A 25,761-nucleotide genomic window follows, 5' to 3' on the forward strand; every position below is an offset into this window, starting at 1 on the left:
TGTTTCGGCGATGAGGGAAAAGAGGGAGCGGCGCTGCTTTCTTGTTCTTAAAACGTCGGATTTCCAAAAACCGGTCCGATGCTCTGCCGCGCCGCTCCTATCGAGAACGCTCCTCTGCCTCAGTTCTTCTGCAGGAACTTGTCGATGTTTGCCGGCGTGACCAGCTGGAAGGGGATGTAGACCTTCTGTTCGACCGCCTCGCCCTTGGAAAGCTTGAGCGCGGCGTCCAGCGCCCCGGCGCCTTGGCCGGCCGCGTCCTGGAACACGGTCACGTCGAGGTCGCCCGCCTGCATCGCGGCAAGCGCGTCCTGGGTGGCGTCCACGCCGCCGACGACAACCGACTTCATGTCGACGTTGGCAGCCTTCATGGCCTGGATCGCACCGATGGCGCTTTCGTCATTGTTGGCGATCACGCCATCGAACGGCGTGCCGGTCGACAGCCAGTTGGTCATGAGGTTCTGCGCTTCCTCGCGTTTCCAGTTCGACGTCTGCTTGTCGATGATCTTGATGAAGCTGCATTCCGGAGTGGCGATCACATCGTCAATATCCTTGGTGCGCTGCACCGCGGCCTGGTTCGACAGCTCGCCCATGATCACATAGACATTGGCCTCGGTCTTGCCGGCCTCCTTGAACAGGCGGCAGACTTCCTGGGTTTCGAGAGTGCCGGACTCAACCTCGTTCGAGGCGACGAAGGCCTGGTTGTCCGGCAGCGTGTCGACGTTGACCGGCTCGCGGTTGACATAGACCAACGGAACCTTGGCCGCAGCGGCGGCATCCGACATCGCCTGGGTGGCCGAGGTGTCGACCGGATTGACGATGATCGCGTCGACGCCCGAGGCGACGAAGTTCTTGATCTGGTCGAGCTGCTTGGCGACGTCGTTCTGCGCGTCCTCGACCTGCAGTTCTACGCCTTCCATGCCCTTGGCCTGCTCGATCATGCCGTTGCGCAGCACGGTGAGAAAATTGTCGTCGAACAGCGCCATAGACACGCCGATCTTGGCAGCGAGGGCGGACGAACTCATCAGCGCCGAAAACACGACGCCCAAAAGCAGTTTCTTCATTTTATTCTCTCCTCCACAGAATTGGTGTCCGGCTGCACCGATCTACCCGGAATCCCCGATCTCCCAGGGAATCTCTCCCGATGGCTTCTCCGTTTCCGATGGCGATTTCCGCGTTGGCTGGAACGCCAAGCCCTCCGTTGAAACAGATGTTCCGGAACGAAAGAACCAAAATACCTAGTTGGTGAAATATTTATTCCATTCTAGTGGCGGGCGTCAAGGAGATTCCGAAAGCGGCTGCCGGTTTTTTCGGACAACACGGCTGAGGGCCGGCAAACCTTCTGCAAGAATCCATCAGGCTGATGGTTTACATCACTGCCGCCGCCCCGATCTAAACAGGATGTCTTGGCTGGGCCCAGACGTTCTGCCCGAGCCTAGATGTTTTCCGGCAGATAGATGTCGAAGGGCAGGAAGGTCTGGCCCGGCGCATTGGCGGCGCCTGCCTCGATGGCATGCACCATCAGCCCGACAAGCTCGCGGCATAGTGCTGCCAGCGGCGTCGAAATCACCATGGTCAGGATGTTGTCGGCGAGCGCCGCGCGCGATTCGGCGTTGATCTCGTTGCAGACGACCACTGGCATGTTTGCCGGCCTGGCCGCCCGTAGCGCGGAAACCGCGCCTTCCATGCCGCCGCCAGCGACATAGCAGCCGGCCAGATCCGGGTACCGCGCCAGAAGATCGATCATTGCATCATGGGTCACCTGGTTGGCCTCCAGGTTGACCAGCGTCTCCATCACCGTGAATTCCGGCGCATGCTCGCGGAAAAATGATCTGAAGCCGATCTCGCGCAGCTCATGCCCATGGAAGCGATGGCTGCCAACGAAAAGGGCGACCTTGCCGGGCTTCCTCGCCGCTCTGGCGATCATCCAGGCCGCGGTACGACCGACCTTGCGGTTGTCGAGGCCGACATAGCCCTCGCGGATGCCGGCTGCAAAGTCGGATAGCAGGGAGAAGACGGGTTGCCCCCTCGCCTTCAGGGTCTCGACGGCTGCCGTCAGCGTCGGATGGTCCGGACCGACAAGGGCGACTGCCCTGGATTTCGCCGCCAGCTTGCGCATCTGCGCGGCGATCTCGTCGGGGGCCAGCGAACTGGCGAAATCGATGGTTGCGACGCCGCGGAAGCGCTGCGATTGCGAAACAGCCAGTTCGATCTCGCGGGCGAAATCGCTGTAGAAAACGTCATTGCCCCTCAGCAGCAGAAAGCCGAGCCGGTATTCCGGCAGTTCCTGGCGCATCCGCTGCTTGATCAGCCCGGCGGCGTGGTAGCCGATGCTGGTGGCGGCCTCATAGACGCGGCGCGCGGTTTCCTCGCGCACCGGCAGGCGATTGTTCAGCACCCGATCGACGGTGGCGACGCTGACCCCCGAAATACGCGCCAGATCGGTGATGGTCGGCCGTTTTGCCATACGCTTCCTGCCTGATTGCCTGGCATAGGCAATACATCATTCTGATGGGAAATGATAGAAACTATCTTCATGATGTTGAGCCTATCACGGCTTGGCGTTATTTTAGGGCATAAGCACCTGTGGCAGAGGCATCCATTCCGACGGATGCCGACGGAGGCAGCCTCAATGGAAGCGACACTATCCGCAATGCCGTCGCGGCGAGACTACAGCCTGCTCGGCCGCGACGCGAAGCGCGCCGTCGAGACCGGGCTGGCGGCGGCCGAATGGTATCATACCGACGTGCCCCGCAAGCAGATGAAGGAGCTGATGCAGCGCTCCGATGGGCCGGCGATCCGCGACACCATCATCTGGCTCTCCGCCCTGGTCCTGAGCGGCGCCGGCGGCGCCTGGTTCTGGGGCACATGGTGGTGCGTGCCGTTCTTCTTCGTCTATGGCGTGCTCTACGGCTCTTCCACCGATTCCCGCTGGCACGAATGCGGCCACGGCACCGCGTTCAGGACGCAGTGGATGAATGATGCGGTCTATCAGATCGCCTGCTTCATGATCATGCGCAACCCGGTGACCTGGCGCTGGAGCCATACGCGGCATCACACTGACACGATCATCGTCGGCCGCGATCCGGAGATCGCGGTGATGCGCCCGCCGGACCTGTTGCGCGTCGTGCTCAATTTCTTCGGCATTGTCGATGCCTGGCATGCCATGACCGACATGGTGCGCAACGCGGCCGGTATCATCAGCCCGGCCGAAAAGACCTTCATTCCCGAGCAGGAGCAGCCAAAGGCGATCCGCATTGCCCGCATCTGGACCGCGATCTATGCCGCGACAATCGCGCTGGCGCTTTATAGCGGCTCGTTCCTGCCCTTGATGCTGGTCGGTCTGCCCAGGCTTTACGGCGCCTGGCACCATGTCATGACCGGCCTGCTGCAGCATGGCGGCCTCGCCGAAAACGTCATCGACCACCGCCTCAACAGCCGCACGGTCCGCATGAACCCGATCAGCCGCTTCATCTACTGGAACATGAACTACCATGTCGAGCACCACATGTTCCCGATGGTGCCCTACCACGCGCTGCCGAGGCTGCATGAGCTGATCAAGCACGACCTGCCGGCGCCGACGCCATCGATCCTGGCCGGCTATCGCGAGATGGTGCCTGCCTTCCTGCGCCAGCTGCGCAATGAAGACTATTTCCTCAAGCGCGAACTGCCGCCGACTGCCAAGCCTTATCGCGACGAATTCCACAACGACAACGATGCCGTCGCGGCAGCAGCCGAATGATATGCGCGCCTGTGCCGGGGCATGTTGACCAAGCAAAATTATGCCGGGAGGACCAATGAGCGACTGGGTCGAGGCCTGTGGTGCCGATGACATCGATGAAGAGGACGTGATGCGGTTCGACCATGACGGCCGCACCTTCGCCATCTATCGCAGTCCCGACGACGAATATTTCGCGACGGACGGTCTTTGCACGCATGAGAAGGTGCATCTGGCCGACGGGCTGGTGATGGACGACATCATCGAATGCCCGAAGCACAATGGCCGCTTCAACTACAAGACTGGCGCAGCCAGGGGCGCGCCGGTCTGCGTCAATCTCAGGACCTATCCGGTCAAACTCGACGCCGGCAAAATCCTCATTCAGATCGGGTGACGGTGATGGCGAAAGGAATGCTCATCATCGGCGCCGGCGAATGCGGCGGGCGGGCTGCCTTGGCGCTGCGCGATCTCGGCTATGATGGCCCGGTGACGCTGGTCGGCGACGAGCCGCATCTGCCCTATGAGCGGCCGCCGCTGTCGAAGGACGCGATGGCCGGCGATGCGCCGGTGATCAAGGCGATCGCCAGCGACAAAATCCTGGCCGAGAGATCGATAAGGCATATCCATTCGGTTCAGGCGGTGGCGATCGACCGCGCTGCGCATGGCGTGCGCCTGTCGGACGGCTCGGCGCTGCTATACGACAAGCTGCTGCTGGCGACCGGTTCCCTGCCGCGCAGACTGCCAATGCCGGGCCTCGGGCCGCGTAGCGTCTATCTCCGGACCTTCAACGACGCGCTGGCCATTCGCGCCCATCTCCGCGCCGGAAACCGCATCGCCATCGTTGGCGGCGGCTTCATCGGTCTTGAGCTGGCCGCCGCCGCACGCAGACTGGGCGCAGTGGTCACCGTCATCGAGGCGCAGCCGCGCATCCTGATGCGCGGCGTGCCGGCCGAGATCGCCAAAATCATCCACCAGACGCATGAAGCCGAAGGCGTCAAAATCCTGTGCGGCGGTGCCATCGCGGCGATCGCCGACGACGGCACCGAAGTGCGCATCGCGCTTGCCGGCGGGCAGGACATCGCCGCCGACCTGGCGGTGATCGGCATCGGCGCCGTGCCGGTGACCGGACTTGCCGCAGAGGCGGGCTTGACGATCGACAACGGCATAGCCGTCGATGCCGCGCTTCGCAGCAGCGATCCGGACATTTTTGCCGCCGGCGATTGCTGCTCGTTTCCGCTTGCCGTCTATGGCGGCCGGCGCGTGCGGCTGGAGGCCTGGCGCAACGCGCAGGAGCAGGGCGCGCTTGCGGCCAGCAACATGCTTGGCGCCGGTGAGACCCACGCGGCTGTGCCATGGTTCTGGTCGGATCAGTACGGCCTGACCTTGCAGATCGCTGGGCTGTCGGACGAGGGCAGCAAGGTCGTGCGCCGCGATCTCGACGACGGCGCCTTCATCCTGTTCCATCTGGCGCAGGACGGCAGACTGGTCGCAGCGAGCGGCATCGGTCCGGGCAATTCTGTCGCCCGCGACATCAGGCTGGCCGAGATGCTGATCGCAAGAAGGGCAAAGCCGGCGCCTGAGGCGCTCGGTTCGCAAACGATCAAGCTGAAGTCGCTGCTGGCGGCGTGAGCCTGGTGCGTGCCGATTGTCGAAAGCCGGCGATGAGGGGCAGCGCAAACGCCTAAGGGGCGACTTCGGTTTCAGCTCAAAGTCCAGATCTCAATACCCACTAAAACAGCGCGTTGAGCTCCGGCAGTTTGTCGTTGACCAGCCAGCCATAGTAATTTTCCTCAGGCAGCTTCTCCGGTTCGCCCGCGGCGCGCCGCCTGTCGTTTTCGGCCTTCAGCGCATGTGCACGCTGCTCAGGATTGCCGACATTGTAGAGGGTCGATGTGATGCCGGGATTGCCCGATATGTCGAAGCCGGCAATGCTCTGATAGGCATCGATCGATTTCCGGATCGTCGCCGCGACATAGTCCAAGGTCAGATCCGGATCCATGATGGTCTTGTAGACTGCATTCGGATCGCCGACGTCGAGCTTCGGCAGGCCGGAAACCTGGTGCACGAGATCGCTCATCTGCAAGGCGGTCAGCGGATTGAGCTGGCCCAGGCCAAAAGTCTGGCCGGCATAATAGGGCTGGAAGAAAGTCGCGCCGAAGCGGTCGTCGGGGAAGCTCTCACCGCCGACGGTCTTGCCGCGAAAGGAAAGGTTCCACACCTGCTCGCGGCATTCCCAGAGCTCATAACTATCCGATTTGCCGACGCATTCCTGGAATTGCGGCCGTTGCACGAAATCGGTGATGTCCTCGCCTTCGTAGGCGAAGGACAGCTTGCTCGACAGATAGGAGATCGCCTTGACGTAGTAGGTCTGCAGCCGGTCGTAGGCGTCGACATTGTAGGTGTGCTCGCCGACGATGGCGCCGACGATATGCATAGGATCGATGCCATAGGTCGCTGCTGCCTGCTCGATCTTGCCGCGAAGACCGGCGTCGTGCTGCAGCAGCGCGTAGACCTTGCGGTATTTCGACTGGAAGGTGGTGTTGGTGGCCTGGGTGCGCCGGCTTGAGGCGCCCGGTATGTTGGGCTGCTCGACATGACTGTTGCCCGGCGGCACCATCGTCGCCGCTTCGGCGGCGAACATGGCTGTCGCCAGCGTCAACCCGAGAGTGACGAGGATCGTTTTTTTCATGCGCCGCCGCCTGCAACAACGCATGACCCTCGGAACCGATTTTCGGGGGTCATGCGCAGAACCAACTGTACAGCGTCCTTTGCGCATCCAAAAAGCTGCGCGACGCTGGTGTTGCCGGCAAACTAGGTAAAGCTGCAACGGGAGTCGAGAGCCCCGTCGCCCGGCAAGACAAAAGCTGGCCAGATGCTTCCATTTGGCCACACGTGCCGGCTCCGCCGGTCCGACTCTTGCGGATGGATCGCCTGCTACAGGATGAATCGCGACAGATCCGTGTTTCTCGACAGATCGCCGACATGCTTCTCCACATAGGCGGCGTCGACTGTCACGGACGTGCCGTGGCGGTCCGGCGCGTCATAGGAGATCTCGTCCAGCACCCGCTCCATCACCGTCTGCAGTCGCCTGGCGCCGATGTTCTCGACGCTGGCGTTGAGATCGACGGCGATGCCGGCCAGTGAATCGATGGCGTCGTCGGTGAAGACGAGATCGACGCCCTCGGTCTTCATCAGCGCGATGTACTGCTTGATCAGGCTGGCTTCGGTCTCGGTCAGGATGCGGACGAAATCGTCCTTCTCCAGCGCACGCAACTCGACGCGGATCGGCAGACGGCCCTGCAGTTCGGGCAGCAGATCGGATGGCTTGGCAACGTGGAACGCGCCCGATGCGATGAACAGGATGTGATCCGTCTTCACAGGTCCGTATTTGGTCGCGACCGTCGTGCCTTCGACAAGCGGCAGCAGGTCGCGCTGCACGCCTTCGCGGGAAACACCGGCGCCCATGCCGCCTTCGCGCGAGGCGATCTTGTCGATCTCGTCGAGGAAGACGATGCCGTCGTTTTCGGTCGATTCGAGCGCCCTGCGCACCACCTCGTCCTGGTCGAGCAGTTTGTCAGATTCGTCGCCGACCAGCACCGCGTAGGATTCCTTCACTGTCGTCTTGCGGGTCTTGGTCTTCTGGCCGCCCATCGCTTTCGACAGCATGTCGTTGATGTTCAACACGCCGATATTGGCGCCCGGCATGCCGGGAATCTCGAAGCCGGGCATGCCGCCAGTGCCGGTATCGCTCACTTCGATCTCGATCTCCTTGTCGTCGAGCTCGCCGTCGCGCAGCTTCTTGCGGAAACTGTCGCGCGTCGCCGGGCTCGCCGTCTTGCCGACGAGCGCTTCCAGCACGCGTTCCTCGGCATTGATATGGGCGCGCGCCTTGACGTCCTCGCGCATCTTCTCGCGCACCAGGCCGATGGCGATCTCGACCAGGTCGCGGATGATCTGCTCGACGTCGCGGCCGACATAGCCGACCTCGGTGAACTTGGTCGCCTCGACCTTGACGAACGGCGCACCGGCAAGGCGCGCCAGGCGGCGCGATATCTCGGTCTTGCCGACGCCGGTCGGGCCGATCATCAGGATGTTCTTCGGCATCACCTCTTCACGCATCTGGCCTTCGAGCTGCTGGCGGCGCCAGCGGTTGCGCAAGGCGATGGCCACGGCGCGCTTGGCGTCCTTCTGGCCGATGATGAAGCGATCGAGTTCCGAAACGATTTCGCGGGGCGAGAATGTCGTCATATCGCTAAATTCCACTTTGCCACTGCCGGATGGACTCGAACGGATGCAGCAGCATGATCACGTTGAGTGTCAGATTGTCCCTGATGATGTAGCCGACACCGAATTCGAAGATGAGAGCGAGGGTCACGATCACCCATATAGGAAGCCTGCGCGCCATCACAAATCCCAGCACCATCGCCAGCGTGTCCGCCACCGAATTGATGATGCTGTCGCCGTAATAGTCGAGCGAGATCGTGCCGGCGCGATAGCGCTCGATAATCAACGGGCTGTTCTCGAGAAGCTCCCAGCCGCCCTCTATGACGACGGCAAATGCCAGCCTGAGCCCGATCGGCGAGCGCGGGAACAGAGCCCACGCCAGCGCGTAGAACAGGAAGCCGTGGATGATGTGCGAGAATGTGTACCAGTCGGAAATATGCTGGGAATTCTCCGAGCTCTGCACGATGCCGTGCCACAGCTTGACATAGCCGCATTCGCAGATCGGCGTTCGGCCCATGCCGTAAAGGGCTCCAGCCTGGAATATAATCAGGCCGAGGACGAGCAGAAGTCCCATCCGCCAGCTGTCTTCATAGGCCGAGACGGTCTTGTCGGCGCCGCTTGTGCTCATGCCGTTACTGCCCCTCTTCGGCGCCTTATTCGGCGTCGCCCCATTCGATATTGCCCTCTTGGGCGTCGCCCGCTTCGGCGTCGATTGCCATCAGCACGGCGTCGCCATATTCCGATTGCCTGCGATCGATAGCTCTGAATCCGGCCTTTTGATAGGCACGGATCGCTCGTCCGTTGGATGGATCCGGGTCGATGATGACACGCGGTGCCCCTTCCTCGAACAGCTGTTCCACGAACTGACGGACAATTGCCGAGCCGTGGCCGAGTCCGACAAACTCGGGCCTGCCGATCGACAGATCGATGCCGAGCGTGCCGAAAGGCTGGTCGCTGTAGGGGTGGCCGTCCTCCAGATGCGGATCGTAGCTCTGCATGTAGCCGATCGGCTCGCCGTCGAGCTCGATGATCAGCGGCTCGACGGAAATGCTGTCGATATGCTCGCGGATCTGCGCGATCTCCGTCTCGGGATCGTCCCACCACTCGGCGACATGCGGCTCGGCCAGCCATGCCGCGATCATCGGCAGGTCCGCCTCCGTCACCGGTCGAAAATCATATCTATTTTCTTGTTTGGCCATGATCTCATGCGAACCGAAGGTCAGCGAAGCAAAAACCGGTTTCCACTTTTCGGGATCATGGCCAGCGGCCGGCTCAGCCGGCATCGAGCGTTTCGATGACAAAATTGTTGTTGGTGTAGACGCAAATGTCGGATGCGATCTGCATCGCCTTGCGGGCGATTTCTTCGGCATCCTTGTCGGTGTCCATCAGCGCGCGCGCCGCGGCCAGCGCATAATTGCCGCCCGAGCCGATCGCCATGACGCCATGTTCGGGTTCGAGCACGTCGCCGGTGCCGGTCAGCGCCAGCGAGACCGACTTGTCGGCAACCAGCATCATCGCTTCCAGCCGGCGCAGATAGCGGTCGGTGCGCCAGTCCTTGGCGAGTTCGACGCAGGCCCGTGTCAATTGCTCCGGATATTGTTCGAGCTTGGCCTCCAGCCGCTCCAGAAGCGTGAAGGCGTCAGCGGTGGCGCCGGCGAAACCGGCAATGACATTGCCGCTTTTGCCGATTCGGCGCACCTTCTTGGCGTTGCCTTTCATGATCGTCTGGCCAAGGCTGACCTGGCCATCACCGGCGATCACCACCTTGCCGCCCCTGCGCACGGTCAGGATCGTCGTGGCGTGCATGGTCAGTTCGTTCGACATCTCTGCTCCGATCAGCACCGGTCCCGACAAGGCGATTTGGCGCATTACGAGTGACTTGATCGACCATATGTATGCATAGGTCCGATGATTGCCAACCGGTCATCGGCCAGGCTCGATACTGCTTGGCACGGCAACTGGCAATCGCCGGATCATGCTGCTAGAAGGCTCTCGTTTTCAAGCATGTGGACGCTTTCAAGCATGTGGACGCTTGGAACGCCTGAACTCTGGACAAGGATGAGCATGCCGCCCCGTTCCGCCAACGCAAGCCGCAAGACCAAGGAAACCGACATCTCCGTATCGGTCCAGGTCGACGGCTCCGGAAAATCCGATATTTCGACGGGCGTCGGCTTCTTCGATCACATGCTGGACCAGCTGTCGCGCCATTCGCTGATCGACATGACGGTCAAGGCCAAGGGCGACCTCCACATAGACGATCACCACACGGTCGAGGACACCGGCATCGCGCTCGGTCAGGCGCTGGCCAAGGCACTGGGCGAGCGGCGCGGCATCATGCGCTATGCCTCGATCGATCTCGCCATGGACGAGACGCTGACGCGCGCGGCGATCGACGTTTCCGGCCGTCCTTTCCTTGTCTGGAACGTTGTGTTCTCGTCACCGAAGATCGGCACGTTCGACACCGAACTGGTGCGCGAATTCTTCCAGGCTCTGGCGCAAAATGCCGGCATCACGCTGCATGTCACCAACCACTATGGCGCCAACAATCACCACATCGCCGAGACCTGCTTCAAGGCGGTGGCGCGTGCGCTGCGTTTCGCGCTTGAAAGCGACCCGCGCCAGCCTGACGCGGTTCCTTCCACCAAGGGATCTCTGAAGGGATAGGCCATGGCCGTCTATGTCGTGATGGAACCGCCGGGCCGCGGCAAAAAGCCGGACACAACGGCCTTTGTCCGTGATGGGTTTTCCTGGCTCGGCTTCCTCGTGCCGCCGCTTTGGCTGCTCTGGCACCGGTTGTGGATCGAGGCAGCACTGGCGTTTGTCGCCATGGCTCTGCTTTCGATGCTTGCCGAAGGGCTGAGCCTTGGGCTGGCCGGCCGGCTGCTGTCGCTGCTGGTATCGCTCTATGTCGGGCTGGAAGGGCAGGCGTTGCGGATCGCCGCACTGCGCCGTCGTGGCTGGCACGAATGGGGCGTCGTCGAGGCCGACAGGCTCGACGATGCCGATACGCGCTATGTGCTGGAAGCCGAAGCGCATGCGGATGAGCCAGCGCCAGTGCCGCGCATCGTTCCGGACGCTGCCCATGCCCGGCCGGCACAGACTGGCATGGTGCTCGGACTGACCCACACGCCGGGAAGACCCTGACATGCGGGTCGCGATCATCGATTATGGCTCGGGCAACCTGCGCTCGGCCACCAAGGCCTTCGAGCGCGCCGCGCACGAAGCCGGCATCGCCGCCGCCATCGACCTGACCGCCGATGCCGAGCGTGTCAGAACCGCCGACCGCATCGTCCTGCCCGGCGTCGGCGCCTATGCCGATTGCGCGGCCGGGCTGCGCGCTGTGGCCGGCATGTGGGAGGCGGTCGAGGAGGTCGCGATCGTCAAGGCGCGGCCGTTTCTCGGCATCTGCGTCGGCATGCAGCTAATGTCGGAGCGGGGCCTGGAAAAGACTGTCACAAAAGGCTTTGGCTGGATCGCCGGCGACGTCAAGGAGATCACCCCGGCCGATCCTGCGCTAAAAATCCCGCAGATCGGCTGGAACACGATCGAGCTCACGCGCAGGCATCCGCTGTTTTCCGGCATTCCGACCGGCAGCAAGGGGCTGCACGCCTATTTCGTTCATTCCTACCATCTCGACGCGCAGAAGCCGGACGAGGTGCTGGCGATTGCCGACTATGGTGGTCCGGTTACAGCTGCTGTTATCAGCGACAATTTCGCCGGCACGCAGTTTCATCCCGAAAAGAGCCAGGCGCTTGGCCTGGCGCTGATCACCAATTTCCTGCGCTGGAGGCCCTAAGAAAATGAGCAAGAAAGGCTACTGGATGGCGATGGTCGATGTCCGCGATCCCGAGGGCTACAAGCAGTATATCGAGGCGAACGCGGCGGCTTTTGCGAAATATGGCGCGAAGTTTCCCGTGCGGGCGGGGCGTTATGCGAACCCGGAAGGGCCGACAGGCAACCGCCACGTCCTGGTCGAGTTCGAGTCCTACGACAAGGCGATAGAATGCTACGAATCGCCTGAATACCGGGAGGCATTGAAGTACAGGCTTGCCGCCTCGACCGGTCACTTCGTCATTGTTGAAGGCGCCTGAACGGTGATCCTGTTCCCGGCCATCGACCTCAAGGACGGCAAGTGCGTGCGCCTGAAGCACGGCGATATGGCGACTGCGACGATTTACAATGACGACCCGGCCGCGCAGGCCAGGGCTTTCGAGCAACAAGGCTTTGAATGGCTGCATGTCGTCGACCTCAACGGCGCCTTCAAGGGCCAGAGCGTCAACGGCGCGGCGGTCGGCGCCATACTCAAGGCAACGAAAAACCCGGTGCAGCTCGGCGGCGGCATCCGCACCCTGGCGCAGGTCGAGGACTGGCTCGATCGCGGCCTGGCCCGCATCATTCTCGGCACGGTGGCGGTGCGCGATCCGGATCTGGTCAGGCAGGCCTGCAAGGCATTCCCGGGCAAGATCGCCGTCGGCATCGACGCCAAGGGCGGCAAGGTGGCGGTCGAGGGCTGGGCCGAGGCCTCTAGTCTCGGCGTCATCGAACTGGCGAAGAAGTTCGAGGGCGCCGGCGTTGCCGCCATCATCTACACCGACATCGACCGCGACGGTGTGCTGACCGGCATCAACTGGGACGCCACCATCGATCTTGCCGACGCCGTGTCGATCCCGGTCATCGCCTCCGGCGGGCTCGCCTCGATCGCCGACATCGTGCGCATGACGATGCCCGATGCGCAAAAGCTCGAAGGCGCCATCTCAGGGCGTGCACTTTATGACGGACGTATCGATCCGGCCGAGGCATTGGCGATCCTGGCGGCCGGACCGGAGAAGGCGAGGGCGCGATGAAACTCTCGATCATCCTCGCACCCTATGACAGTGGCCTTTACCATGCCGGCTTTGGCCAGGGCCCCGACGCCATCATTGCCGGCGGCCTTGTCGATGAACTTGCCTTGCGCGGCCATGATGTCATCGTCGAGGACATCGGCGAGGTCGGCGATGCCCAGAGACGCGAAATCGCGACAGGTTTCGCGGTTTGTCGGGCAGTCGCCACCAAGGTCGACATGGCGCGCGACGATGAGCGTTTTCCCATCGTGCTCGCCGGAAATTGCCTGACCGCCGCCGGTGCGGTGGCTGGCGACGCCGCTGATTCGATCATCTGGATCGATCAGCATGGCGATCTCAACACGCCCGAGACGTCGGCCTACGGCTTTCTCGACGGCATGGCGCTGGCGACGACTCTGGGGCTCTGCTGGCGGCCGATGACGTCAGCGATTCCCGGCTTCCAGGCGATCGACCCGTCGCGCTGCATGCTGGTCGACGCGCGCGACCTCGATCCAGATGAAAGGCGGCTTCTCGAGACATTGCCGATCATTCGCGCCCAGTGGACCGATGCACTCGACAATATCGGAAAGCTCAAGGCGGCCGGCGCGGCCCAAGCGCATTTGCATCTTGATCTTGATGTTCACGATCCGGATGTGCTGCAAGTGAACCGCTATGCGCTGCCGGGAGGTCCAAATCCGGAGCAGCTGCGGCATCTGGTTTGCGGGCTGGCCAAGTCGATCCCGATCGTCGGCATCACCCTGTCCGCCTACGATCCTGCCTTTGACGCCAAAGGCGAGGTTCCGCCTGTCGTTGGGCAATTGCTTGGCGATTTTCTTGCCGCGCATGCGAGGATCTGATGCTGAAAGCCCGCGTCATCCCCTGTCTCGACGTCAAGAACGGCCGCGTCGTCAAAGGCGTCAATTTCGTCGACCTGATCGATGCCGGCGATCCGGTCGAAGCGGCCAAGGCGTATGATGCCGCCGGCGCCGACGAGCTCTGCTTCCTCGACATCACCGCCTCGTCCGAAAATCGCGAGACCATCTTCGACATCGTCGCCCGCACCGCCGAGCAATGCTTCATGCCGCTGACCGTCGGCGGCGGCGTGCGCCAGGTCGCCGACATAAGAAAGCTGCTTTTGGCCGGCGCCGACAAAGTGTCGATCAACACGGCGGCGGTGAGGGATCCCGATTTCATCGCCGAGGCGGCCGACAAGTTCGGCAACCAGTGCATCGTCGTCGCCATCGATGCCAAGATAGTGTCAGGCGAAGGCGAGGCCGACCGCTGGGAGATTTTCACCCATGGCGGCCGCGAGAAGACCGGCATCGACGCGGTCGAATTCGCTCAGCAGATGGTCGATCGCGGCGCCGGCGAGATTCTGCTGACGTCGATGGACCGCGACGGCACCAAGGCCGGCTACGATATCGCGCTCACCCGCGCGGTCGCCGACGCGGTGCGTGCGCCGGTCATCGCCTCCGGCGGCGTCGGCACGCTCGATCACCTGGTCGAGGGCATTCGCGACGGCCATGCCGGCGCGGTGCTGGCGGCATCGATTTTCCATTTCGGCACGTACAGCATTGCTGAAGCCAAGTCGCACATGGCCCGAGCCGGCCTGCCGATGCGACTGGACTCGTCAGGGGATCGGCTCTAAAGCATGATCCCGAACCGAAGGTCCGCGCCAGCCAAGAGGGGGAAACCGGTTTCGGAAAAGATCATGCTTAAACAATCAGATAGATGGCGCCATGGCTGAGTTTTCGCTCTCCGATCTGGAGACAATCATCAGGGAACGCGCGCATTCCGGCGATCCGGATTCGTGGACGGCAAGGCTGTTCGCACGTGGCATCGACAAGGCGGCGCAGAAGCTCGGCGAAGAGGCGGTCGAAACGGTGATCGCGGCCGTTGGCGGTGACAGACAAGCCCTCGTTTCGGAAAGCGCCGATCTCATCTATCATTGGCTCGTCGTTCTGGGTGTCGCCGGCGTTCCGCTTGCCGATGTCCTGACTGAACTCGAGCGCCGCACCGGTCGTTCGGGCATCGCCGAAAAGGCGTCTCGGCAGGACCGGGGCTGATCGCTGTGGAGGGCAGGAAACTCGATGGACCAACTCGCCCCCACCGAGAAATATTCGCCCTTCCGTTTTTTCTCGGCGGAAGAATGGTCGCAGTTCCGCGCCGATACGCCGATGACGCTCGGCGAGGACGAGATTCGTCGCCTGCGTTCGCTCAACGATCCGGTCGACCTCGAAGAAGTCAAGCGCATCTATCTTTCGCTATCTCGGCTGTTGTCGGCCCATGTCGAGGCCAGCCAACTGCTGTTCAGGCAGCGCCAGGCCTTCTTCAACGCGGCGGATGTCGTCAAGACGCCCTTCATCATCGGCATTGCCGGCTCCGTCGCGGTCGGCAAATCGACCACGGCGCGCGTCCTCAAGGAATTGCTGGCGCGCTGGCCGTCGAGCCCCAAGGTCGATCTGATCACCACCGACGGCTTCCTGCTTCCCAACGAAATCCTGCGCCGCAACAATTTGATGGAGCGCAAGGGCTTTCCCGACAGCTACGATGTCGGCGCCCTGCTGCGTTTCCTGTCGGGCATCAAATCGGGGCAGCGCAATGTCCGCGCGCCAGTCTATTCGCACCTGACCTACGACGTCGTTCCCGGCGCGTTCCAGACCATCGACCGGCCGGACATATTGATCTTCGAAGGCATCAACGTCCTGCAGCCGGGCAAGCTGCCAAAGGACGGCAAGATCGTGCCTTTCCTGTCGGATTTCTTCGACTTCGCCATCTATATCGATGCCGAAGAGGAGCTGATCCATCAATGGTACATCGCCCGCTTCATGCGGCTGCGCGAGACCGCCTTCCGCGATCCGGACTCCTTCTTCCACCGCTATTCGCAGCTTTCGCACGCAGCGGCCCGCGCCATCGCGGAAGGCCTGTGGGCCAACATCAACCTGAAGAATCTGCGTGAGAACATCCTGCCGACGCGAGCCCGCGCCGATCTCATCCTGCGCAAGGGCGCCAATCATCTGGTCGAGGAAGTGGCGCTCAGGAAGCTGTAACGAAGCGGTTAACGGCGCTTTAATGCATGTCGCGCAAAAGTGTGCAGCGGTTTTGCGATAACGACATGCATAAAACAATAACCTGAAGCGCGTCGCATGAGACCGGTCAAACGCGACGCGCTTTAGGCAGTGCCCGCTATCGTTCGATTGCAAATTCCAGAGCATTTGTCGGGAGCAGCCGGTGATCAATATGCCTGCATTGCGCCGGCCGCCGCTTTTGCGCGACAGCATTAGCCAGGATAGGTCACCCGCCGCAGCGTCAGATTGATCCGCCCGCCGTTCCTGAGCAGTGCCGAGGTCGATGGATAGATACGGTCGACGCCGTGGAAACACAGGCGGCCTTCGCCGCCAAGCACGACGACGTCGCCGCTTTTCAGCCTGAACGATTTGGTGCCGCCTTCGCGCGTGCTCTGGCCGACCCTGAACAGGCAATCGTCGCCCAGTGAAACGGAGACGACCGGCGCGGAGAAATCGATCTCGTCGCGGTCCTGATGAAGGCCCATCTTCGCGTCGGGCGAATAGAAATTGACCAGGCAGGCCTCCGGCGGATGGGGATAGGCAGACACCTCGCGCCACAGCTCCAGCAGCACGTCCGGGATCGGCGGCCAGGGCGTTCCGGTTACCGGGTGCGTCGGCTGGTAGCGATAGCCGTGCTGCTTGTCGGTGACCCAGCCGAGCGAACCGCAATTGGTCATGCGCACGCTCATCTCCTTGCCGGTGCGCGGCATCGCCGGCACGAACAGCGGCGCTTCCTGCACGACCTGCCTCACATCCTCGACCAGCGCTTCCTGCACGGCGCGGGACAGATAGAGGGGCATGTGGCGGACGCCTGTGGGCAGAACGAGCATGGTCGCTTGATCCGTTGGTCTGCAAACGACCAGAATGCCACCATCACACGAAAACGGCGACCCGAAAGCCGCCGCCATTGTCGATTGCTGTTGCCGATCTGGCTCGATCTGGTCAGGCCTGATCGAGATCCGGGATGCGCAGGACCTGCCCCGGATAGATCTTGTCCGGGTCGGTCAGCATCGGCTTGTTGGCCTCGAAAATGACCGTGTTCTTCGCACCCTTGCCCTTGCCATAGCTCTTTTCGGCGATCTTCCAGAGATTGTCGCCTTTCTTGACCGTGTAGAAGGTCGGTTCCTTGGCCGGGGCTGCGGGCGTGCCGGCCTCGGGCGCGGCGACCTGCAATTCATCCGCCTGCACCTTGGACACACCGAGCGTGTTGCCGACGGCGATGATGGCTTTTTCGAAGATCGACTGATCCTTGACTACGCCTTTCAGCACAGCCGTATCGCCCTTGACGTCGACTTCCACATTGTCGGTGCCGAGCGCGTGCGAATCGAGTTCCTTCTTCAGCGTATCGGCGGTCGGCTCCGGCTCATCGTCGCCGAAGCCGAGCTTCTTGCCGACGCCCTTGACGAAATCAAACATGCCCATCTGCGGTCTCCTTGCTGTGACGAACACCGAACTTGCCACCTGCAACCTGGAATTGGAAGCGGCCTCGACCGCGATCGACGTCGCGCCTGCCGCATCGGCCCAGAACTCGGAATCGATTTTTGGAAAAGCACCATGCGTGGCTGCCCGAGCGCGCACCCTTTGCGTCCGGGTGGACGCGCGTCAATCGTCGTCCACCCGACCGCGCAGCTTCTTGATCGTGCCGCGCCCAGCCTTGGTCTTCAGCCGCCTTTCGACCGCGCCTTTCGAAGGCCTCGTCTTCTTGCGCGGCGGCGGCGGCGGTTCGGCGGCCCTGGCGACCAGTTCCGCAAGTCGCGCCCGGGCGTCCGCCCGGTTCTGCTCTTGCGTGCGGAAGCGTCCGGCCTCGATGACGATGACGCCGTCCTTGGTGGCGCGCTGGCCGGCCAGCTTAATGGTTCGCTCGCGGACGCGCTCCGACAGGCCAGGCGCATTCGCTGCATCGAAGCGCAATTGCACGGCCGTCGCCACCTTGTTGACGTTCTGGCCGCCGGGGCCTGACGAGCGGATGAAGTCCTCGTGCAGGTCATCCGGATGGATCACCGCATCGTCGGCAATGATGATCGTGTCGTCGGCGTTCATGCCGCAGTCATGGCGCGGCGAACGAAAAAAGAAAAGCCCCCCAAGTCGGGCCTTCCTATCCCCCGGGTCGGGCCTTCCCCCGGGTCGGGCCTTCCCGATCCCGGTCCCGGGTCGGGCCTTCCCGATCCCGGTCCGGGGCCTCGAGATGCAGCGGCGACTATTCCGCGGCTTCGCGCATGCGCGGCGCGGCGCCGAGCACGATGGCGTCGACATGCGGTTCGAATTTTTCGAAATTGACGGCGAACATGCCGACCAGCCTCGCCGCCTGCAGGTCATAGGCTGAGATATCGGCCCATGTCGATCTTGGATCGAGAATGGCACGGTCGACGCCCGCGACCGCCACCGGCACCTCGAAGCCAAAATTGGCGTCGGTCCGGTAATCGGCCCCTTTCAGCGAGCCGTCGAGCGCCGCGGCGAGCAACGCCCGCGTTGCCTTGATCGGCATCCGCTTGCCGGTGCCGTAGGCGCCGCCGGTCCAGCCGGTGTTGACCAGCCAGCAATCGACACCGTGATGGGCGATCAGCTCGCGCAGCAGATTGCCGTATTCCGACGGATGGCGCGGCATGAACGGTGCGCCGAAACAGGTCGAAAACGTCGCTTCGGGTTCGGTGACGCCCTTTTCGGTCCCTGCCACCTTGGCGGTGTAGCCGGAGAGGAAATGATACATCGCCTGCGCCGGGGTCAGCCGGGCGATCGGCGGCATCACGCCGAATGCGTCGGCGGTCAGCATGATGATGTTTTTCGGGTGACCGGCGCGGCCTGTCTTGCTGGCGTTGGGGATGAAGTGGAGCGGATAGGCGCAGCGCGTGTTTTCAGTGAGATTGCCGTCGTTGAAATCCGGCACGCGGCCGGCGTCGAGCACCACATTCTCCAGCACCGTGCCGAAGCGTTGAGTGGTTGCGAAGATCTCCGGCTCGGCTTCGGCCGAGAGCTTTATCGTCTTGGCATAGCAGCCTCCTTCGAAGTTGAAGATGCCATGCGGACCCCAGCCGTGCTCGTCGTCGCCGACCAGCGTGCGCGACGGATCGGCCGACAGCGTCGTCTTGCCGGTTCCCGAGAGGCCGAAGAAGATGGCCGCGTCTCCGCCGGCGCCTTCATTGGCCGAGCAGTGCATCGGCATCACGCCCTTCGCCGGCAACTGATAGTTGAGCACGGTGAACACCGATTTTTTCATTTCGCCGGCATAGGAGGTGCCGCCGATCAGCACGATCATGCGCGTCAGATCGACGGCGATCACCGTTCCGGTTCGGGTGCCGTGGCGGACGGGATCGGCACGGAACGACGGCAGGTCGATGATCGTCAACTCGGGCACGAAATGCTCGAGCTCGGCGGCTTGCGGGCGAATGAGCAGATTGCGGATGAACAAGGAGTGCCAGGCAAGCTCGGTGACGACCCGGGTCGTCAGCTTCAAGTCCTCATCGGCGCCGCCGACCAGGTCCTGCACATAAAGATCCTTGTCCGCCGCGTGGGCGCGAAAATCGGCGAGCAGCGTGTCAAACTGGGCCGGCGAAATCGACTTGTTGTTGTCCCACCAGACATGCGGCCCGGTGGTCTCGTCGCGCACGACGAATTTGTCCTTGGGCGAGCGGCCGGTGTGCTGCCCGGTCTCGGCGACCAGCGCGCCATGCGCGGTGAGCCGGGCCTCGCCGCGGCGGATCGCTTCCTCGTAAAGGACGGCCTCGCCGAAATTATAGCGCACCGCGCCGGTGGTTTTCAGGCCGATCCGGTCGATCGCCCATGCGGGATTGCGTTTGCCGGCTTCCGACATGAGGGGTTCCTTCTTCGATTGCAGCATCCTGGCCAGCGAACTTCCGGAGCCCCAACGATGGAGACTGTAACGGTCAGAACCAGAAAAGCCAAATTATATCAAATATTTAATCGATTTAAATATTTTGAAAGTTGTTTAAATCGTTTATATGTGCGAAAAATCAGGCGCGTGCCCAAAGGATTGGCGGTCTGTATCGGTCCAATCCATGTTGAGGTGAGATTGTGGCCGCCGGCATGCCGCTCGTGACAGCGGACGAAGCCTGTGCCACATTTTGTACCTAATTTGTCCTGCAAAAGCCCCTTCTCGACCAAAGAAGGGACAGCTCATGAGGGAGCCACTTGAAATGGCAACAATCGCGCTTGTCGACGACGACCGCAACATTCTGACTTCGGTGTCGATCGCCCTCGAATCGGAGGGGTATCGCGTCGAAACCTATACGGATGGGGCGTCGGCGCTGGAAGGCCTGGCGGCGCGCCCGCCGAATCTCGCCATCCTCGACATCAAGATGCCGCGCATGGACGGCATGGAGCTTCTGCGCCGGATGCGCCAGAAATCCGACCTGCCGGTGATCTTCCTGACCTCCAAGGACGACGAGATCGATGAGCTTTTCGGCCTCAAGATGGGCGCCGACGACTTTATCCGCAAACCCTTTTCGCAGCGTCTTCTGGTCGAGCGGGTTCGCGCCGTGCTGCGCCGTGCCAGCGCCCGCGAGGCGTCGGCCAAGACGCCCAACCAGCAGGCCCGCTCGCTTGAGCGCGGCCAGCTTGTCATGGACCAGGAGCGCCACACCTGCACCTGGAAAGGCGAGCCGGTGACGCTTACCGTCACCGAATTCCTGATCCTGCATTCACTGGCCCAACGCCCCGGTGTGGTAAAAAGCCGTGATGCGCTGATGGATTCGGCCTATGATGAGCAGGTCTATGTCGATGACCGCACCATCGACAGTCACATCAAGCGGCTTCGCAAGAAGTTCAAGGCCGTCGATGATGACTTCGAGATGATCGAAACGCTTTACGGAGTCGGATATCGGTTTCGCGAAGCATGAACTGATGCATGTCGCCCAAAAGTGGTCCCGGTTCTGGGACACCGACATGCTCAAAACCTAATGGCATGTCGCCCAAAAAGTGGACCCGGTTTTGGGACACCGACATGCTCAAAACCTAATGGCATGTCGCCCAAAAGTGGTCCCGGTTTTGGGACACCGACATGCTCAAAACTTAATGCATGTCGCCCAAAAGTGGTCCCGGTTTTGGGACACCGACATGCATAAAAACCAGGACTGAGCGGGGGCTGCTATTCGATGGCAGTGGACGTAGAGCGAGTGAGACGGACGGGCGCCCGGCGCCCGTCGCGGATTCTGCCCGCATTCCTGTCGAGGATCACGGTGCCGATGCGCCGCTTCCTCGGCCACCATATCTTTTCCAGCCTGACGCGGCGCATTCTCTTCCTCAACCTCGCCGGCCTGGCCGTCCTGGTCACCGGCATTCTCTACCTCAACACGTTTCGCGACGGGCTGATCGATGCCCGCGTCGAGAGCCTGATGACCCAGGGCGAGATCATCGCCGGCGCGATCGCGGCATCGGCGACGGTCGAGACCGATTCGATCAGCATCGATCCGGAAAAGCTGCTTGAACTGCAGGCCGGCGAAAGCCTAGGCCCCGGCTCCGATCAACTCGACAATCTGGACTTTCCGATCAATCCGGAACGCGTCGCGCCGGTGCTCAGGCGCTTGATTTCGCCGACGCGGACGCGCGCCCGGATCTATGACCGCGACGCCAATCTGCTGCTCGATTCGCGCCACCTCTATTCGCGCGGCCAGATCCTTCGCTACGATCTGCCGCCGACCGACAAGGAAGAGCCCGATCTTCTCGAGCGAATCCAGAAATTCGTCTTCGACTTCTTCCGCAACACCGCGCTGCCGGTCTATCATGAGCAGCCGGGTGGCAACGGCGCTGCATTTCCGGAGGTGGTCAAGGCGCTTACCGGCAGCCCGTCGACCATCGTGCGGATCTCCGAACAGGGCGAGCAGATTGTTTCGGTCGCCGTGCCGATCCAGCGCTTCCGCGCCGTCCTCGGCGTGCTGATGCTGTCGACGGAAGGCGGCGACATCGACAAGATCGTCGCGGCTGAGCGCAAGGCCATCCTGCGCGTCTTCGGCATCGCCGCCCTTGTCACCGCCATCCTGTCGATGCTGCTTGCCTCGACCATCGCCAACCCGCTGCGTCGGCTGTCGGCGGCGGCGGTCAGGGTGCGGCGCGGTGTCAAGAATCGCGAGGAAATCCCGGACTTCTCCGATCGGCAGGACGAGATCGGCAATCTGTCGATCGCCGTGCGCGACATGACCAATGCGCTCTACGCCCGCATCGAGGCGATCGAAAGTTTCGCGGCCGACGTATCGCACGAGTTGAAGAACCCGCTGACCTCGCTACGCAGCGCGGTAGAGACCCTGCCTCTGGCCAAGAACGAGGCGTCGCGCGCCCGGCTGATGGAGATCATCCAGCACGACGTCAGGCGGCTGGACCGTCTCATCACCGACATTTCCGATGCCTCCCGCCTTGACGCCGAGCTCGCGCGCGAAGACGCAGGAACCGTGGATCTCAAGAAATTCATCACGGATCTGGTCGACGTTTCGCGCACGGCCACGCGCAACAAGAAGACGGTCGACATCGAGTTCAAGGTCGCCAAACTGCCGCAGGGCATCAAAGGCTATTTTGTCGCCGGCCATGACCTGAGGATCGGCCAGGTCATCACCAACCTGATCGAGAATGCCCGCTCCTTCGTTCCTGAGGAGCGCGGCCACATCGCCATATCGCTGGCGCGCGCCGGCAAGGTCAACATCATCACCGTCGACGACAATGGTCCCGGTATAAGGGCCGACAACATCGACCGCATCTTCGAGCGCTTCTACACCGACCGGCCGGCCGGCGAGGCGTTCGGCCAGAACTCGGGTCTTGGCCTGTCGATCAGCAGGCAGATCGTCGAAGCCCATGGCGGCACGCTGACCGCCGAGAACATCCCGGGCACCAAACCCGGCGAGATCAAGGGCGCGCGTTTCGTCGTGACACTGCCGGCGGAAGGCTGATCTGTGCGTGCTGAAAACATTCATGGAACGGCGCTGCTGATCGGCGAGCGCGGCGTCCTCATCACCGGACCGTCCGGCGCCGGCAAGACGACGCTGGCGCTGACACTCCTGGATCATTGCCGCGCGCGCGGGCTGTTTTCGCGGCTTATCGGCGACGACAGGCTGCTCGCCGCGGCCCACGCCGGGCGGCTGGTCTGTCGCGTGCCGGCGACCATCGCCGGTCTCGCCGAAGTGCCTGGCTTCATGCCGCGCCCGCTGCCGTTCGAGCCGGGTGGAGTGATCGACCTGCATGTCCGGCTGGTGCCGAAGGCAGAAATGGCCCGTTTCCAGGAGGAAATCAGCGAGCCGGTGGCAGGCTGTCCGGTGTGGCGTATCGACCTTGCCGAGCGCAACGCCGCCACGGCCTTGCCCGCGGTGATGGCGCGGCTGTCGATCGCGCCCTTTTTATGATCCGGTTCCGGTTTTTTGCTGCAATGCGTCAAAATGGCCTGGGCCTGTGCAATTTTGGGCTTGTCAACGCGTCTCGCGTCGACAAGATAGCGCTCCCGCCGCCTGGAATGGCCGGCGAGCATAAAATGCGGCTGTGAAGCGGCGATGACGGGAGCCACCAAAGAATGATCGGACTCGTGCTTGTAACGCACGGTCAACTGGCCGCCGAGTTCCGCCATGCCGTGGAACATGTCGTCGGGCCACAAGACAATTTCGAGACCGTGGCGATCGGCGCCGACGACGATATGGAGCAGCGCCGCAGCGACATCGTCGACGCCGTTGCCCGTGTCGACACGGGGGCGGGCGTCATCGTCTTGACCGACATGTTCGGCGGCACGCCCTCCAATCTCGCCATTTCGGTGATGGAATCCGGTCGTACCGAGGTCATTGCCGGCATGAACCTGCCGATGCTGATCAAGCTGTCCAGCATTCGCAAGGGCGACAATATGAGCGCAGCGCTGGACGAGGCGCAGGCGGCCGGCCGCAAATACATCAATGTCGCTAGCCAGCTTCTGAGCAGCAAATGAGCGCGCTGTCGGCCAACAAGGGTGACATCGTCCGGGAATTTCCAATCGTCAACCAGCGTGGCCTGCATGCCCGCGCCTCGGCAAAGTTCGTTCAGGTCGCCAGCGGTTTCGACGCCTCCGTCCAGGTCGAGAAGGACGGCGTCACGGTTGGTGGCACCTCGATCATGGGCCTCATGATGCTGGCGGCAAGCCCCGGCTATTCGATCCGCGTCACCGCCAGCGGCCCGGAGGCCGAGCAGGTGATCGACGCGCTGGAGCAGCTGGTCGCCTCCCGCTTCGGCGAAGAGTCCTGACGCCTGGAGCGCGTCGCGGCTGAACCCGATCTCGCGCCGGTGCGCCTGCGAAGACATGCACGGATAAAGATTTCTTTATATCCCATTGTCGTCCGACCGACGATCTGCTAGTCAGGCCGGCAACTCGCGCCCTTCGACACGCCTTCCGGCGCGGGCGCATCCCGAAGACAATTCTTGATCGGAGCACTGCCATGACGGGTAGCAATGACTATGTGGTCGCCGACATCTCGCTTGCCGGCTGGGGCCGCAAGGAGATCGAGATCGCCGAAACCGAAATGCCGGGCCTGATGGCCTGCCGCGAAGAATTCGGCAAGGCGCAGCCGCTCAAGGGCGCGCGCATCACCGGCTCGCTGCACATGACCATCCAGACGGCGGTGCTGATCGAAACGCTGAAGGCGCTCGGCGCCGAGATCCGCTGGGCCTCCTGCAACATCTTCTCGACCCAGGACCATGCGGCCGCGGCCATCGCCGAGGCCAGCATTCCGGTCTTCGCCGTCAAGGGCGAGTCGCTCGAGGATTACTGGGTCTACACCGACAAGATATTCCAGTGGGCCGATGGCGGCACCTCCAATATGATCCTCGACGATGGCGGCGACGCCACCATGTACATCCTGATCGGCGCGCGCGCCGAAGCCGGCGAGGATGTGCTCTCCAATCCGGGCAGCGAGGAGGAAGAAATCCTGTTTGCCCAGATCAAGAAGCGTATGGCGGCATCGCCCGGGTTCTTCGCCAAGCAGAAGGAAGCGATCCGCGGCGTCACCGAAGAGACCACCACCGGCGTCAACCGGCTCTATCAGTTGCAGAAGAAGGGCCTGCTGCCGTTCCCGGCGATTAACGTCAACGATAGCGTGACCAAGTCGAAATTCGACAATAAATATGGCTGCAAGGAATCGCTGGTCGACGGCATTCGCCGCGGCACCGACACGATGATGGCCGGCAAGGTTGCGGTCGTCTGCGGCTATGGCGACGTCGGCAAGGGCTCTTCGGCGTCGCTCAAGGGCGCCGGCGCCCGCGTCAAGGTCACCGAGGTCGATCCGATCTGCGCCTTGCAGGCGGCGATGGATGGCTTCGAAGTCGTCACCCTCGAAGATGCCGCCCCGACCGCCGACATCATCATCACCACCACCGGCAACAAGGATGTCGTCACCATCGACCATATGCGGGCGATGAAGGACATGGTGATTGTCGGCAATATCGGCCACTTCGACAACGAGATCCAGGTGGCGTCGCTGCGCAATCTGAAGTGGACCAACATCAAGCCGCAGGTCGACATGATCACCTTCCCGGACGGCAAGCGGATGATCCTTTTGTCGGAAGGCCGCCTGCTCAATCTCGGCAACGCCACCGGCCACCCGAGCTTCGTCATGTCGGCGTCCTTCACCAACCAGGTGCTGGCCCAGATCGAGCTGTACAGCAAGCCCGGCCAGTATCAGAACCAGGTCTATGTCCTGCCGAAGCATCTCGATGAAAAGGTCGCGCGCCTGCATCTCGACAAGCTCGGCGCCCGGCTTACCGAACTGTCCGGCGAACAGGCCGCCTATATCGGCGTGACCCCGCAGGGACCGTTCAAGCCGGAACACTACCGCTATTAACCACAGCGGAAATTACCACTAGATATTGAGGCCGGGCGATTGACTTTTCGCCCGGCTTTATTTTTGCGCTGATTGATTCTTCACGCCGATTCGCGCAAGCGCTATGGTGCTGATTCGCGGGCCTGGGGACGAGGGCCGAGGCC

Annotated in this window: 29 protein-coding genes; 18 read left to right on the forward strand and 11 right to left on the reverse strand. The window is 62.4% G+C overall.

What is annotated here, in order from left to right:
• Positions 1 to 119: 119 nt before the first annotated feature.
• Together AC0L3O_RS16405 and AC0L3O_RS16410 are read right to left on the reverse strand one after the other, a co-directional pair.
• Positions 120 to 1,061, reverse strand: coding sequence for a sugar ABC transporter substrate-binding protein (locus tag AC0L3O_RS16405; protein WP_027152057.1), 942 nt, complete (start codon positions 1,059 to 1,061; stop codon positions 120 to 122).
• 371 nt (positions 1,062 to 1,432) lie between these two features.
• Positions 1,433 to 2,464, reverse strand: a complete 1,032-nt coding sequence (locus tag AC0L3O_RS16410) for a LacI family DNA-binding transcriptional regulator (protein ID WP_023796930.1) — start codon at positions 2,462 to 2,464, stop codon at positions 1,433 to 1,435.
• Between the two features lie 165 nt (positions 2,465 to 2,629).
• Between AC0L3O_RS16410 and AC0L3O_RS16415 the strand changes: the two genes are divergently transcribed.
• The 3 genes from AC0L3O_RS16415 to AC0L3O_RS16425 are packed head-to-tail and all read left to right on the forward strand — an operon-like array spanning position 2,630 to position 5,344.
• A complete protein-coding gene (locus tag AC0L3O_RS16415) occupies positions 2,630 to 3,739 on the forward strand; it encodes a fatty acid desaturase family protein (RefSeq protein ID WP_473616057.1) in 1,110 nt (369 codons plus the stop codon).
• Between the two features lie 55 nt (positions 3,740 to 3,794).
• A complete protein-coding gene (locus AC0L3O_RS16420; RefSeq protein ID WP_023796929.1) occupies positions 3,795 to 4,109 on the forward strand; it encodes a MocE family 2Fe-2S type ferredoxin in 315 nt (104 codons plus the stop codon).
• 5 nt (positions 4,110 to 4,114) lie between these two features.
• The gene (locus tag AC0L3O_RS16425) at positions 4,115 to 5,344 is read left to right on the forward strand and encodes an NAD(P)/FAD-dependent oxidoreductase (RefSeq protein WP_473616058.1); all 1,230 of its coding nucleotides are present in this window, start codon (positions 4,115 to 4,117) and stop codon (positions 5,342 to 5,344) included.
• A gap of 100 nt (positions 5,345 to 5,444) precedes the next feature.
• Here the strand turns inward: AC0L3O_RS16425 and AC0L3O_RS16430 are convergent, their stop codons facing one another.
• The 5 genes from AC0L3O_RS16430 to hslV form a co-directional block, all read right to left on the reverse strand.
• Complete coding sequence (locus AC0L3O_RS16430; protein ID WP_023796927.1) at positions 5,445 to 6,404, reverse strand: DUF1402 family protein; 960 nt, start codon at positions 6,402 to 6,404, stop codon at positions 5,445 to 5,447.
• Positions 6,405 to 6,649: 245 nt separating this feature from the next.
• A complete protein-coding gene (gene hslU, locus AC0L3O_RS16435) occupies positions 6,650 to 7,963 on the reverse strand; it encodes an ATP-dependent protease ATPase subunit HslU (RefSeq protein ID WP_023796926.1) in 1,314 nt (437 codons plus the stop codon).
• A gap of 4 nt (positions 7,964 to 7,967) precedes the next feature.
• Positions 7,968 to 8,567, reverse strand: a complete 600-nt coding sequence (locus AC0L3O_RS16440) for a DUF2585 domain-containing protein (RefSeq protein WP_202364995.1) — start codon at positions 8,565 to 8,567, stop codon at positions 7,968 to 7,970.
• A gap of 25 nt (positions 8,568 to 8,592) precedes the next feature.
• Positions 8,593 to 9,138, reverse strand: coding sequence for a GNAT family N-acetyltransferase (locus tag AC0L3O_RS16445; RefSeq protein ID WP_473616136.1), 546 nt, complete (start codon positions 9,136 to 9,138; stop codon positions 8,593 to 8,595).
• A gap of 73 nt (positions 9,139 to 9,211) precedes the next feature.
• The gene (gene hslV, locus AC0L3O_RS16450; RefSeq protein WP_123146230.1) at positions 9,212 to 9,763 is read right to left on the reverse strand and encodes an ATP-dependent protease subunit HslV; all 552 of its coding nucleotides are present in this window, start codon (positions 9,761 to 9,763) and stop codon (positions 9,212 to 9,214) included.
• 240 nt (positions 9,764 to 10,003) lie between these two features.
• Here hslV and hisB point away from each other — a divergent pair, with 240 nt between their 5' ends.
• The 9 genes from hisB (at position 10,004) to coaA (ending at position 15,809) form a co-directional block, all read left to right on the forward strand.
• Complete coding sequence (gene hisB, locus AC0L3O_RS16455; protein WP_077375200.1) at positions 10,004 to 10,603, forward strand: imidazoleglycerol-phosphate dehydratase HisB; 600 nt, start codon at positions 10,004 to 10,006, stop codon at positions 10,601 to 10,603.
• 3 nt (positions 10,604 to 10,606) lie between these two features.
• Positions 10,607 to 11,083: a DUF2628 domain-containing protein gene (locus tag AC0L3O_RS16460; RefSeq protein WP_473616059.1), complete on the forward strand. Its 477-nt coding sequence runs from the start codon at positions 10,607 to 10,609 to the stop codon at positions 11,081 to 11,083.
• A 1-nt stretch (position 11,084) separates the two neighbouring features.
• Positions 11,085 to 11,735, forward strand: coding sequence for an imidazole glycerol phosphate synthase subunit HisH (hisH, locus tag AC0L3O_RS16465; protein ID WP_473616061.1), 651 nt, complete (start codon positions 11,085 to 11,087; stop codon positions 11,733 to 11,735).
• A gap of 4 nt (positions 11,736 to 11,739) precedes the next feature.
• A complete protein-coding gene (locus AC0L3O_RS16470) occupies positions 11,740 to 12,030 on the forward strand; it encodes a DUF1330 domain-containing protein (protein ID WP_023796919.1) in 291 nt (96 codons plus the stop codon).
• A 3-nt stretch (positions 12,031 to 12,033) separates the two neighbouring features.
• Positions 12,034 to 12,783, forward strand: coding sequence for a 1-(5-phosphoribosyl)-5-[(5-phosphoribosylamino)methylideneamino]imidazole-4-carboxamide isomerase (gene hisA / locus AC0L3O_RS16475; RefSeq protein WP_236377981.1), 750 nt, complete (start codon positions 12,034 to 12,036; stop codon positions 12,781 to 12,783).
• Positions 12,780 to 13,616 (forward strand): arginase family protein, encoded by an 837-nt coding sequence (locus tag AC0L3O_RS16480; RefSeq protein WP_473616062.1) that lies wholly within the window; start codon positions 12,780 to 12,782, stop codon positions 13,614 to 13,616. Before hisA ends, AC0L3O_RS16480 begins: the two co-directional genes overlap by 4 nt.
• Positions 13,616 to 14,407, forward strand: coding sequence for an imidazole glycerol phosphate synthase subunit HisF (hisF, locus tag AC0L3O_RS16485; protein WP_287319180.1), 792 nt, complete (start codon positions 13,616 to 13,618; stop codon positions 14,405 to 14,407). Before AC0L3O_RS16480 ends, hisF begins: the two co-directional genes overlap by 1 nt.
• 91 nt (positions 14,408 to 14,498) lie before the next feature.
• The gene (locus AC0L3O_RS16490; protein WP_473616063.1) at positions 14,499 to 14,825 is read left to right on the forward strand and encodes a phosphoribosyl-ATP diphosphatase; all 327 of its coding nucleotides are present in this window, start codon (positions 14,499 to 14,501) and stop codon (positions 14,823 to 14,825) included.
• Between the two features lie 24 nt (positions 14,826 to 14,849).
• Positions 14,850 to 15,809 carry a type I pantothenate kinase gene (gene coaA, locus AC0L3O_RS16495; RefSeq protein ID WP_419695684.1) on the forward strand — a complete coding sequence of 320 codons (960 nt, stop codon included), beginning with the start codon at positions 14,850 to 14,852 and terminating at the stop codon, positions 15,807 to 15,809.
• A 230-nt stretch (positions 15,810 to 16,039) separates the two neighbouring features.
• Here coaA and AC0L3O_RS16500 read toward each other — a convergent pair whose 3' ends face one another.
• The 4 genes from AC0L3O_RS16500 to AC0L3O_RS16515 all read right to left on the reverse strand — a co-directional run bounded on the left by AC0L3O_RS16500 (position 16,040) and on the right by AC0L3O_RS16515 (position 19,635).
• Positions 16,040 to 16,657, reverse strand: coding sequence for an alpha-ketoglutarate-dependent dioxygenase AlkB (locus AC0L3O_RS16500; RefSeq protein WP_473616065.1), 618 nt, complete (start codon positions 16,655 to 16,657; stop codon positions 16,040 to 16,042).
• Positions 16,658 to 16,769: 112 nt separating this feature from the next.
• Positions 16,770 to 17,249: a peptidoglycan-binding protein LysM gene (gene lysM / locus AC0L3O_RS16505; RefSeq protein WP_287220707.1), complete on the reverse strand. Its 480-nt coding sequence runs from the start codon at positions 17,247 to 17,249 to the stop codon at positions 16,770 to 16,772.
• Between the two features lie 180 nt (positions 17,250 to 17,429).
• A complete protein-coding gene (gene arfB, locus AC0L3O_RS16510) occupies positions 17,430 to 17,867 on the reverse strand; it encodes an alternative ribosome rescue aminoacyl-tRNA hydrolase ArfB (protein WP_473616066.1) in 438 nt (145 codons plus the stop codon).
• Positions 17,868 to 18,024: 157 nt separating this feature from the next.
• Positions 18,025 to 19,635, reverse strand: a complete 1,611-nt coding sequence (locus AC0L3O_RS16515; RefSeq protein WP_128168860.1) for a phosphoenolpyruvate carboxykinase — start codon at positions 19,633 to 19,635, stop codon at positions 18,025 to 18,027.
• A gap of 343 nt (positions 19,636 to 19,978) precedes the next feature.
• Between AC0L3O_RS16515 and AC0L3O_RS16520 the strand changes: the two genes are divergently transcribed.
• From AC0L3O_RS16520 to ahcY, 6 genes are all read left to right on the forward strand, one after another.
• A complete protein-coding gene (locus tag AC0L3O_RS16520) occupies positions 19,979 to 20,680 on the forward strand; it encodes a response regulator transcription factor (RefSeq protein WP_023796909.1) in 702 nt (233 codons plus the stop codon).
• Positions 20,681 to 20,935: 255 nt separating this feature from the next.
• A complete protein-coding gene (locus AC0L3O_RS16525) occupies positions 20,936 to 22,717 on the forward strand; it encodes a stimulus-sensing domain-containing protein (RefSeq protein WP_473616068.1) in 1,782 nt (593 codons plus the stop codon).
• 3 nt (positions 22,718 to 22,720) lie between these two features.
• The gene (locus tag AC0L3O_RS16530) at positions 22,721 to 23,167 is read left to right on the forward strand and encodes an HPr kinase/phosphorylase (protein WP_236393353.1); all 447 of its coding nucleotides are present in this window, start codon (positions 22,721 to 22,723) and stop codon (positions 23,165 to 23,167) included.
• Positions 23,168 to 23,331: 164 nt separating this feature from the next.
• Complete coding sequence (locus AC0L3O_RS16535) at positions 23,332 to 23,733, forward strand: PTS sugar transporter subunit IIA (protein WP_023796905.1); 402 nt, start codon at positions 23,332 to 23,334, stop codon at positions 23,731 to 23,733.
• On the forward strand, positions 23,730 to 24,026 hold the full coding sequence (locus AC0L3O_RS16540; protein ID WP_023796904.1) for an HPr family phosphocarrier protein: 297 nt from the start codon (positions 23,730 to 23,732) through the stop codon (positions 24,024 to 24,026). The genes AC0L3O_RS16535 and AC0L3O_RS16540 overlap by 4 nt, the downstream gene beginning before the upstream one ends.
• A 191-nt stretch (positions 24,027 to 24,217) precedes the next feature.
• Entirely contained in the window at positions 24,218 to 25,618 is a 1,401-nt protein-coding gene (ahcY, locus tag AC0L3O_RS16545) for an adenosylhomocysteinase (protein WP_473616069.1), read from the forward strand.
• Positions 25,619 to 25,761: the final 143 nt, after the last annotated feature.

The sequence above is a fragment of the Mesorhizobium sp. WSM4810 genome (genome assembly GCF_055811235.1).